The organism is Myxococcus sp. AM011 (assembly GCF_013372595.1).
In the GTDB taxonomy this organism is placed as follows: domain Bacteria; phylum Myxococcota; class Myxococcia; order Myxococcales; family Myxococcaceae; genus Myxococcus; species Myxococcus eversor.
On the sequence record NZ_JABXEM010000350.1, the window covers coordinates 1 to 9,664 of the forward strand.

Here is a 9,664-nt window from a genome sequence, read left to right on the forward strand (position 1 = left end):
CCTCCCGCCCCTTCCCCTCGGACTCCCGGCAGGCTCCGGTTCTCCAGCACATGCCACGCGTCCGCCTCCGACGGCGCGCGGATGAGCGAGTCCACCTGCGCCACGAAGCTCGTCCCATCCAGTGGCAGCGGCGCCACCGGCGCACTGAACCCCGCGATGGCCTCGCCCAGCAGCAACACCCGGGCCGCCTTCCCGTCCGGATGCTGGAGCAATTCCTCCAGCACCAGCCGACCCCGGCCACTCTCCACGCCAGGGGCCAGCACGATGAGCGCCGGCAGGTGATGCCCGTAGGCAATGAGCGCATCCGCGGCGGAGGTGGCGAGGATGACCTCGTGGCCGTCACGGGTGAGCAGACGCCGCACTGCGGCGATGGTGGCGATGTCGTCGTGGACGAGGAGGACCGGTGCGCCCATGGGGGGGCACCGAGTCTACAGCATGGCCCCCGGATCCACGTCGATCACGACCTTCACCGCGGACGGAACGTCCACCAGGGCCGCCTCCACCCTGGCGAGCAGTGGGGCAAGCGCCACATGCGTCGGCCCCTTCAAGAGCAACTGCCAGCGCGTCTTGCCCCGGATTCTGGAGATGGGCGCCAGGGCCGGCCCCAACAGCCGCACCCCCGCCGACGCCGGGGGCATGTTCTTGGACACGAGGTTCCCCAGGTGCCGGGCCACGCTCGCCGTCTGCTCCGGGTGCTCCCCCTCCAGCCGGATGGACGCCATCCTCGCGAAGGGCGGATACGCCAGCGCCCTGCGCCACTCCAGCTCCTGCTGGGCGAACCCATCGAAGTCGTGGGCCAGCACCCGCTTCACCGGCTCCGCGTCCGGGTTGTAGGTCTGCACCAGCACCCGCCCCGGGTCCTTGCCTCGCCCCGCGCGCCCGGACACCTGGGTCAACAGGTGGAAGGTCCGCTCGGAGGCTCGAAAGTCGGGAATCGCCAGGGATGTGTCCGCCATGACGACACACACCAGCGTCACGCCCGGGAAGTCGTGCCCCTTGGCCACCATCTGCGTGCCCACCAGCACGTCCAGCTCCCGACGGGCGAACGACGCCAACATCTCCGTCAGCCGCTCCGCGCTCGTCGCCGAGTCCCTGTCCAACCGCGCCACCCGCGCCGTGGGGATGCGCTCCAGGACCTCCGCCTCCACCCGCTCCGTGCCGATGCCCAATTTCAGCAGGGGGCCCGTGCACTCCAGGCACCGGTCCGGCACCGGCATCGCCAGCCCACAGTAGTGGCACACCACCCGGTTCTGGGAGCGGTGGTGCGTCAGGCACACGTCGCACGCGCTGCACTTGAGCGACAGCCCACACACCTCGCACAGGAGCACCGTGCTGTGCCCGCGACGGTTGAGGAAGAGGATGACCTGCTGCCCGCGCGCCAGCGTCTCCTCCATGGCCACCAGGAGCGGCGGACTCAGGATGGGCGCCTCCTCCGTCACCATGCCCTCGCGAGGCCGCTCTTGACGCAGGTCCACCAGCTCGATGGTGGGCATGGGCCGGTCATCCACCCGACGCTTGAGCTCCAGGAGCCGGTAGCGCCCGCGCTTCACGTTCTCCAGCGTCTCCAGCGCCGGCGTGGCCGAGCCCAACACCACCACCGCCCCGGCCTGCTTGCCGCGCACCACCGCCAAATCACGCGCCTGGTAGCGCAGGCTGTCGTCCTGCTTGAACGAGGGGTCATGCTCCTCGTCCACGACGATGAGCCCCAGGTTCTCCACCGGGGCGAACACCGCCGAGCGCACGCCGACGGCAATCTTCACCTCGCCCCGACGCAGCGCCTGCCAGTGGAACAGCCGCTCCCTGTCTTTCAGCCCCGAGTGCAGCACGGCGACCTCCGCGCCGAAGCGGCTGCGGAAGCGCCCCACCAGTTGCGGCGTCAGCGCGATTTCCGGCACGAGGATGAGGCTGCCCTTGCCCAGCGACAGCGCATGCTCCGCGGCGCGCAGGTACACCTCCGTCTTCCCGCTGCCCGTGACACCGTGGAGCAGGAACGGCTGGAACACCCCGGTGTCCAGCGCCGCGCGCAGCTCGATGCCCGCAGCGTCCTGCTCCGACGTGAGGCGGTCCGGACGGCCTTGAATCAGGCCCTCCTTCACTCCCGCCTCCAGCTTCTTCTCCTCGACGCGGACCAGCCCCTTCTTGGCCAGGTTCTTCAAGAGCTCACGCGCGCCGGGGATGGCGTGGCTCACCTCCTCCAGCGGAGCACTGCCTCCCACGGCCAGCAGATACGCGAGCACCGCGGACTGCGCATGCGCGCGAGCGAGCGCCGGAGGCACCTCGCTCACCAGCGCCACCGCGAACTGCTGCACGTCCGGCTTCGCTTCCTTCTCGTCCAGGGGCTTCGACAGCCCGGGTGGCAGGGCGCCTCGGATGACCTCGCCCAGCGGATAGCGGTAGTGCTCGGCCGCGAAGCGCAACAGCGCGATGAGGTCCTTGGGCAGGGAGGGCGAGTCATCCAGCACGCGCTGGATGGGCTTGAGCCGGACCTTCTCTCCCAGCGGCTTGTTGGCGGGCCCCAGGTAGAAGCCCAGCGCGGTGCCTCGGCCGAAGGGCACCAGCACGCGCTGCCCCGGCGCCAGGTGGCCCAGGAGGGCCTCCGGCACGGAGTAGGTGAACTCACCCCGGACGGGGCGGGCCACGGCGACGGACACCAGGACGGGAGGACTCTCGCTCACTGCGGGCGCCACTGTAGCGGCCTGTTGCGGCGGGGACAGTTCCCGGCGGCGCCTCGCACCCGAGGTGCGCACCTCCATGGAACCCGTGGTGGAGGGTGCGTCCTCCACGCTCTGGGTCGGCTCGTCCCACAAGGGTCGCTGTTCCATGGCACTCCCTTCAACCACCGCCCCTGCCCCGTCCGTCCTGCTACCGGGAACCACAGTGCCAGGGCTGTCTGACATGGCCCCGCCCTCCGGTCCACGTCCTGACACATGCCGCGCGCGCATCCACCCTCGCCACCCCGCGGGAGTGCCTGCTCGCACGTCACCTGGCCGGGCGGACGTTTGACTCAGCCCCCCATCGCTCGCGGGTCCATCCACAGCGCACAGCGCCGCTCTCGCGGCAGACCCGCGCGCGCTTCGTGCTCCAGCACCTCGCGGAGCCGAGCATCCAGCGCGTCGTCCGGAAAGCGGGTGAAGCCAAGCCCGACATAGAAGGGCTCGTTCCACGGCACATCGAGGAAGGTGGTCAGGGTGAGCGTGGACAGGCCCGCCTCACGGGCATGCGCGGCGGCGGCTCGGAGCAACGCGCGGCCCAGGCCTCGCCGCTGATGCGAGGGGTGCACCGCCATCTGCCAGACATGCAGCGCGGAGCCCACCTCTTGAGCCGTGAGGAAGCCCACGACGCCCGCGTCCTCGTTCCGAGCCACCCATACCGTGCCCGCGAGGATGTGAGGGCGGTGGTCGGCCTCCTCCATGACGTCGTCGTCGGCAATCCAGGCCAGGTCGTCGAGCTGACGGAACACCTCACCGGAGGCCCGTTCGAGCGCGGCGAACCGCACGCCGTCCTCCTGGGTGGCGAGGAGCACGGCGACGCGGGACTGGGAGTCGGAAGGAGGCATGGGCGTCGGCTCGACGGCGTGCGCCCGACGACAGGACGACGCGGGTCAGTATTCGGCGAGGCGCGTGTACCAGGGCGACTTGCGCAGGTCGACCACCCCTGTCACCCCGCGCTCCCGCAGCTCCTCGGTGGCCTGCTTGGGGTCGCCCACCGGACTCTTGCCGGGGTGCTGGTACGAGTTCCAGACCGAGACGCTCCCCTTCTCCTCCAGCAGCTTGAGGGACGCGTCGATCTCCTCGTTCTTCGCGTACCGCTCGTGGGTGAGGCTGTCGTAGTTCACGACGTACGTCACCGGCCCGGGGCCCGCCTGCTCGGCGACGGCAATCATCTCCTTCGCCTCCGCCTCGTTGAGCTTGCCGTCGCCGTTGGAGGGATTGACGGCCAGCGTGGCGTTGGGGAACAGCTCGCGGATGGTGGAGCCGAACTGCTTCGTCTCGCCGATGCCCACGTTGAACATCAGCCGCTCGTCCGGAATCCCCGACTCCTTCGCCAGCTTGAGCATCTCCTCGAAGGCCGCCTTCTGCTTCGCGGGGTCCTCGACCTTCGGGTCGTCGAACTTGATGTCGAGCTTCATGCCGACCCCCAGCTCCTTGCCCTTCGCGAGCCAGTCCTTGAGCGAGAGCTGGTTGCCGCCCTCGCCATGACTCATCTCCAGGACTCCGTCCGAGTTGAGCTGGACGTCGCCCTCGAACCAGTTGTGGTCGCTGTTCACCGCGTCGGCGAACTGCTCCTGTGTGTTCGTCAGGTGGGCGTTCTTCGCCTCGGACAGCGGCTGGCCGGGCTTCCACCGTCCGCCGTAATCGAGGGCGTCATGGTCCTTGGACAGCTCCTTCGCGGCCTGCTGCTTGCCCAGGCCCTGGAGCTCCGTCACGGTGGCGCCGCCCAGCCTGGCCACGCCCACCGCGTGGTCCTTCTTCAGGGACTTGAGCACGTCGTCGAACTGGTTGAGCTGGCCGTCGTCGGGCAGCCCCGTCGCGAGCGTCTTGCCCAGGGACTTCAGGGCCTCGGGCCCCGCCTTCTCCGCGACGGCGGCCAGCGCCGTCAGCGTGTCACGCGTGACGTCCTTCTTTCCGAACGCGTCCTTCGTGTCGTCGTCCACGTCATTGCCAGCCCGGTGCCCCAACACCTGGCTCACCTGCTCCAACGTCGGCTGCGCGGCCTGGAGGAGCTTGTCCGCGTACGTGGGGTCCGCGCCCGTCGCCGGGTCTCCGTGGTGCTGGTTCACCAGCTCCTGGAGCTTCTGAGCCGCCGCGGAGGCGCCGCCCGTGCGGAAGGACTCCGCCACCGCCTGGGCCTCCTGCTGGATGAGGTCCTGCGCCGGAGGCGGCCCCGCGACGACGCCGAGCGCGGGCATGCCCGGCTTGGGCGCGGCGGCGGCGACGAACTCATCCTTCGTCGGCATCCCCGTCGGCGGCGCGAGAGGAGGCGGAGGCGGAGGCGGGGACTCCGGCAGCTCGACCTTCAGGGGTTGGGGCTGCACCAGACCACCAGAGCGAATCTTGCTGTCGAGCCAGGCCATCGGGGACTCCGTCCTTGGGGTGGGAGACGAAACAGGGACCTCTGACAAGTAGAGTCCGCTGCTCCCCAGGTGGCGCATTGATGGGGATTTACGCCGAGGCGCGCGGGCCCGCTGGGGGCGGACTACAGTCGCGTCACCATGACGGTGAGCGTCCAGAATCTCGGGCCGGAATTGTTGGAGCAGGTCGGCCCGATGTGCGCGCGGGCCTTCGACGACTACCCCTTCCTCGCGGAGCTGTTCCCGGGCTCCTCGGAGAAGCGCGCGCATGTGGCCGCGGCCTTCTACCTGGCCACCGTGCGCGACTGTCTGGAGCACGGCGTGGTGCACGCCACCGTCGAGGATGGACGACTGACGGGGGTGGCGGCTTGGCTGCGGCCCGGAGCGTTTCCGCAGTCACTCCGCAGGCAGGCCGGATTCCTGCCCACCGTCTGGGCGGGCCTGCGTCACTTCCCGGGACGCGCGCGGCTGGCGATACAGGCGCTGGCGAGGCTGGAGCGCTACCACCCGCACACGCCCACGCATTGGTACCTGGCCACCATCGCCGTGGACCCGGCGCACCAGGGGCGCGGTCTGGGTGTGAGGTTGCTGCGCGCGGGCCTGACCCTGGCCGAGGACACTCGCGCGCCGTGCTTCCTGGAGACGGCCAAGGCCTCCAACCGCGACTGGTACGCGGGCTTCGGCTTCGAGCTCCAGCGCACCGAGCCGTGCTTCGACGGAGGACCGCCCCAGTGGTTCATGTGGCGGCCCTCCGAGGCGCGCTCCGACGCGGGGCCAGAGCGCACGGCGGTGCCCGGGTGACTACGGCGTGAAGAGCTTGTCGGCCAGCGTGGCCCGGGTGTCGCCCTTCAGCGCGGTGAAGCGCACGACGCGCTGCTCTCCCCGCCACACCTCGATGCTGCGCGGCATCGCCTCACCCATCGCGGGCGAGTTGTAGTCCAGGAAGCGCACGTCCCACGCCACCTTCGCCGAGTCCGTGTAGCGCAGCCGCGCGGGGCGGAAGGAATCCTTGTACACCCAGAACTGGGAGCGCCCCTCGGCCTGGTCTCCGAGCACGTACGCGACTTCTCCACCGAAGCGCGCCAGGCCCGTGCGAGTCGTGTCGACGCCCAGCCCCTGAAGGTACTGCTGCATCGACTCCTTGGTCTGCTGCACCGGGCCACCGCCCGAGGCGAAAATCGGGCACACCTGCGCGACGAGCACGGAGAGCGAGGGGATGTCATTGCCCTCCAGCCGACGACGCCCCGCCACCTGCACCACGGCGGTGCGCGCGTTGCCGTCCGGCACCGAGGCCTCGAAGCGGCAGCGGCCCGGCACGCGCAGGTACAGCACGCCGTCTCCCTGCAGGTCGGGACGGTCCGTCGCCGCTCCCAGCGCCGAGCCCGCCTCCTTCACCGCGGGGCCACTGAAGCTGAGCGAGCCTTCCACCCGCACACCGGAGAGCTTGAGTTCATCTCGCTCGCCCACCATGCGCCGGAGGATGGAGCCCCCCGGCAGCACGTAGGCGACAGCGGTGAAGGACAGCAGGACTGCGACGAGTGCGACAATGCGCTTCACGGCTTCTCCGTCTTCACGACCTCACGCATGTACTCGAGCAACCCGCCTCGCAGCTCGGGGCGCTTGAGGGCGTAGGCGATGTTCGCCTTCAGGTATCCCACCTTGTCGCCCGCGTCATAGCGCTGACCCTTGAATTTGTACCCCAACAGACCGTGCGACTTCTGGAGCGTGGCCAGGCCGTCGGTGAGCTGGATTTCCCCGCCCACGCCCGGCGTCTGGGTCTCCAGGATGGGGAAGATTTCCGGCGGCAGGACATAGCGGCCGATGACGGCGAGGTTGGAGGGCGCGGTGCCCTTCTTCGGCTTCTCCACCACGCGGTCGATGCGGATGACGCCGTCACCCAGGTCCGTGCCCGCGGCGATGCCGTACATATGCGTCTCGTCGTCGGGCACCTCCATCAGCGCGATGACAGCCTGGTTGTACTGGCGGAACACGCGAGCGAGCTGGCGGATGCCCGGCTCCTCGGCGTCAATCATGTCGTCGCCCAGCAGCACGCCGAAGGGCTCGTTGCCGATGGCGCTCTTGGCGCACAGCACCGCGTGGCCCAGGCCCTTGGGCTCCTTCTGACGGATGCTGACGACGCGGACCAGTTCGGCGATGGCGCGCAGCTTGTCCGCGTCCGCCGTCTTGCCCCGGGCGCGCAGCGTGGTCTCCAGCTCGAAGCCGATGTCGAAGTGGTCCTCGATGGCGCTCTTGCCTCGGCCATTGATGAGGACGACGTCTTCGATGCCGGCGGCCACCGCCTCCTCCACGATGTACTGGAGGGTGGGAGTGTCCACGATAGGCAACATCTCCTTGGGGATGGACTTCGTGGCGGGGAGGAAGCGAGTGCCCAGCCCGGCTGCCGGGATGACACACTTGCGGATGAGGGGCTCTGCCTTCGGTGCGTTGGCGGACATGGGGCCAGGGAATCTATTGGCGCCCACCCACCCCATCAAGCTGGTTAGGATGATGCCCCCATGTCGCTCCGTCCCGTCGTGCTGCTGTTCGCCGTGTGTGTCTCCACCGCCGCCCTGGCCCAGCCCGAGGAGGACTTGAGGGATGTCATGAGCGCGCGCGCCTACGGCATGGGTGGCGCCTACCGCGCCCTGGGCCTGGGCACGGAGGCCGTGCTGGGCAATCCCGCCGCCATGGCCCTGTATCCGGCCTACCGCGTCGAGGGCACGGGGGCCTGGGACCACCGTCTCAAGGAGGGCGTGCTCGGCGTCTCCCTCATCGACGGCGCCACCAGCAAGCTGGCCATGGGTGTGGACTACCACTGGGTCAGCCTGGGCCGCGGTGGGGCTCGCACCACCGCCCATCTCAGCTCGCTGGGCGTGGGGTTTCCATTGACCCCGGGCATCCTGCTTGGCGCGGCGGCGCGTTATCTGCGGATGAGCGGCTCGGACCGATATGCCAACTCGGTGACAGTCGACACGGGCCTGTTGTTCCGGCTGTCCGAGTCCCTGGTCGCGGGCATCTCCGGGCACAACCTCATCAACACCGACAACGTGGAGCTGACGCGGTACTACTCGGGCCACATCGGCATCAACTCGGGGATGTTGACGCTGGCCGGTGACGTGCGCGCGGACTTCGAGACGAACGACAAGACGACGCTCACGTACAGCGGCGGGCTCGAGTACATCCTCGGGATGCAGGTTCCGCTGCGCGCGGGCTATCAATATGACGGCTTCACGCGCACGTCGCGGCTGAGCACGGGCCTGGGCTTCATGACGGAGACGGGTGGCGGTCTGGACCTGGCGTACCGGTACGAGCTGGGTGGCGAGAAGGGCCGGATGCTGGCGCTCACCATCCGCATGCAGATGAACTGAGCGGGGCGTTTCAGCGGGCAGGCACGCGCAGGGCGAGGTAGCGCTCGGACGCGGCGAAGCGCAGCAGCTCCACCAGCTCCGAGTCGTTCGAGCGGCGCGAGCGAATCACCGTCACCGCGGGCCCCACGCCACCGCAGGCCACCAGGCCCGCGCGGTTGGCGGAGTCGCGTGCGGCATCCGCGAGCGCCGAGGCGTTGAAGTCCCGGGTGCCTGAATCGAGCAGCTCCAGGGTGCGCTCCAGGGCGCGCGGGGACAGTGTCTCGCGCACCAGCCGCGCGTCGGAGCTGGAGTCCTTCGGGTTCTTGAGGACGGTGGACAAGAGGGCCAGGGCGCGCAGGAGCTGGGCGCCCTTGAGCGCGCGCAGGGCGAGCAGGTCGGGGGACAGTGACACGAGGGCGCGGCCCGCGTGGAAGCGCAGCTCGGCGGCGGGCAGGGGCTGGTGAATCGCGGCGCGGCCCACGAGGAGGCGGGGCTTGTCGGTGTGGACGGCGGTGAAGGGCGGGCCGTCGTCCTCGGCGAGCACGAGCTCCGGCAGGTTCACCGCGAGCACTCGCGCGGAGGTGTGGAGGGCGTCGAGGACGGCGGGCGCGCCCGGGCCCGCGACGGCGCGCAGGGGCTCCGAGGCATCGGCGGCGCGGCCCTGGGCGGGGAAGAGGCGGCAGAGGGCGATGCCCGCGTAGGCGAGCAGTTCGCCCGAGGTGGTCCGCAGTCCGGGGTGACGCAGGCCCGCGCGCTCGTCGGCGGTGAGGGGTGGCCGCTGGAGGCGGGACACGGGGACTTCGCGCCCGGCGAGGGCCTCGACGATTTCGCGCATGAGGGCGGCGCGCGGGGCGTCGCCTCGGGTGTCGAAGAAGTCGGCGAGGTTCGCGTAGGAGACGGGGTCTAACGGGCGCTCGCGGAGCTGGCGGAAGACCTCCGGCTCGGTGTCCGCCGGTGGAGCGGGCTCGGGGATGATGGGATTTTCGCGCGTCTCGGCGGCGCCCACGGGCTGCGCGGGGGGCTTCGAGATGAAGGAGCGGCCCGGCGCGGGACCGGCGGAGGTGCCCTCGGGACGCGAGTTGCGGAGGACCCGGCGCACGGGGTCCATGCGTCCCGGCGGGGCTTCCCAGGAGATGACGCGCGTCTCGGGGACGGACGCGGCGTCGAGGTCCATGGGCTTGCCGCTCATCAGGTCGATGGCCTTGCCACCTCGCGGTGCGTCCGGAGGACTCGCGGGACGGGAGGG

The 9,664-nt window shown here is 70.2% G+C and carries 7 protein-coding genes and 2 pseudogenes; 2 read left to right on the forward strand and 7 right to left on the reverse strand.

Annotated elements, in window-relative coordinates; all coding sequences use genetic code 11:
* From HUW62_RS42680 to HUW62_RS42695, 4 genes and pseudogenes are all read right to left on the reverse strand, one after another.
* Nucleotides 1-413, reverse strand: a pseudogene (locus HUW62_RS42680) (hypothetical protein); the annotation flags it as partial.
* A 15-nt stretch (nucleotides 414-428) separates the two neighbouring features.
* Nucleotides 429-2,822 carry a primosomal protein N' gene (priA, locus tag HUW62_RS42685; protein ID WP_176437705.1) on the reverse strand — a complete coding sequence of 798 codons (2,394 nt, stop codon included), beginning with the start codon at nucleotides 2,820-2,822 and terminating at the stop codon, nucleotides 429-431.
* Between the two features lie 182 nt (nucleotides 2,823-3,004).
* Nucleotides 3,005-3,556, reverse strand: a complete 552-nt coding sequence (locus HUW62_RS42690) for a GNAT family N-acetyltransferase (protein WP_176437706.1) — start codon at nucleotides 3,554-3,556, stop codon at nucleotides 3,005-3,007.
* 45 nt (nucleotides 3,557-3,601) lie between these two features.
* Nucleotides 3,602-5,074 (reverse strand): hypothetical protein, encoded by a 1,473-nt coding sequence (locus HUW62_RS42695; RefSeq protein ID WP_176437707.1) that lies wholly within the window; start codon nucleotides 5,072-5,074, stop codon nucleotides 3,602-3,604.
* Nucleotides 5,075-5,212: 138 nt separating this feature from the next.
* Here HUW62_RS42695 and HUW62_RS42700 point away from each other — a divergent pair, with 138 nt between their 5' ends.
* Entirely contained in the window at nucleotides 5,213-5,872 is a 660-nt protein-coding gene (locus HUW62_RS42700) for an N-acetyltransferase (protein ID WP_176437708.1), read from the forward strand.
* On the opposite strand, the gene HUW62_RS42705 is transcribed toward HUW62_RS42700, so the two are convergent.
* Entirely contained in the window at nucleotides 5,873-6,628 is a 756-nt protein-coding gene (locus HUW62_RS42705) for a hypothetical protein (protein ID WP_163868230.1), read from the reverse strand.
* Nucleotides 6,625-7,527: a UTP--glucose-1-phosphate uridylyltransferase GalU gene (gene galU, locus HUW62_RS42710; RefSeq protein ID WP_176437709.1), complete on the reverse strand. Its 903-nt coding sequence runs from the start codon at nucleotides 7,525-7,527 to the stop codon at nucleotides 6,625-6,627. Before galU ends, HUW62_RS42705 begins: the two co-directional genes overlap by 4 nt.
* Before the next feature lie 60 nt (nucleotides 7,528-7,587).
* Between galU and HUW62_RS42715 the strand changes: the two genes are divergently transcribed.
* Nucleotides 7,588-8,439 carry a hypothetical protein gene (locus tag HUW62_RS42715; protein WP_176437710.1) on the forward strand — a complete coding sequence of 284 codons (852 nt, stop codon included), beginning with the start codon at nucleotides 7,588-7,590 and terminating at the stop codon, nucleotides 8,437-8,439.
* 10 nt (nucleotides 8,440-8,449) lie between these two features.
* On the opposite strand, the pseudogene HUW62_RS42720 reads toward HUW62_RS42715, so the two are convergent.
* Nucleotides 8,450-9,664, reverse strand: a pseudogene (locus HUW62_RS42720) (hypothetical protein); the annotation flags it as partial.

Bases quoted from the DNA above. Each gene is read 5' to 3' on its own strand.
- HUW62_RS42715 (WP_176437710.1), top strand. From the start codon at position 7,588: ATGTCGCTCCGTCCCGTCGTGCTGCTGTTCGCCGTGTGTGTCTCCACC.
- HUW62_RS42695 (WP_176437707.1), bottom strand. From the start codon at position 5,074: ATGGCCTGGCTCGACAGCAAGATTCGCTCTGGTGGTCTGGTGCAGCCC.
- HUW62_RS42700 (WP_176437708.1), top strand. From the start codon at position 5,213: ATGACGGTGAGCGTCCAGAATCTCGGGCCGGAATTGTTGGAGCAGGTC.
- priA (WP_176437705.1), bottom strand. From the start codon at position 2,822: ATGGAACAGCGACCCTTGTGGGACGAGCCGACCCAGAGCGTGGAGGAC.
- HUW62_RS42690 (WP_176437706.1), bottom strand. From the start codon at position 3,556: ATGCCTCCTTCCGACTCCCAGTCCCGCGTCGCCGTGCTCCTCGCCACC.
- galU (WP_176437709.1), bottom strand. From the start codon at position 7,527: ATGTCCGCCAACGCACCGAAGGCAGAGCCCCTCATCCGCAAGTGTGTC.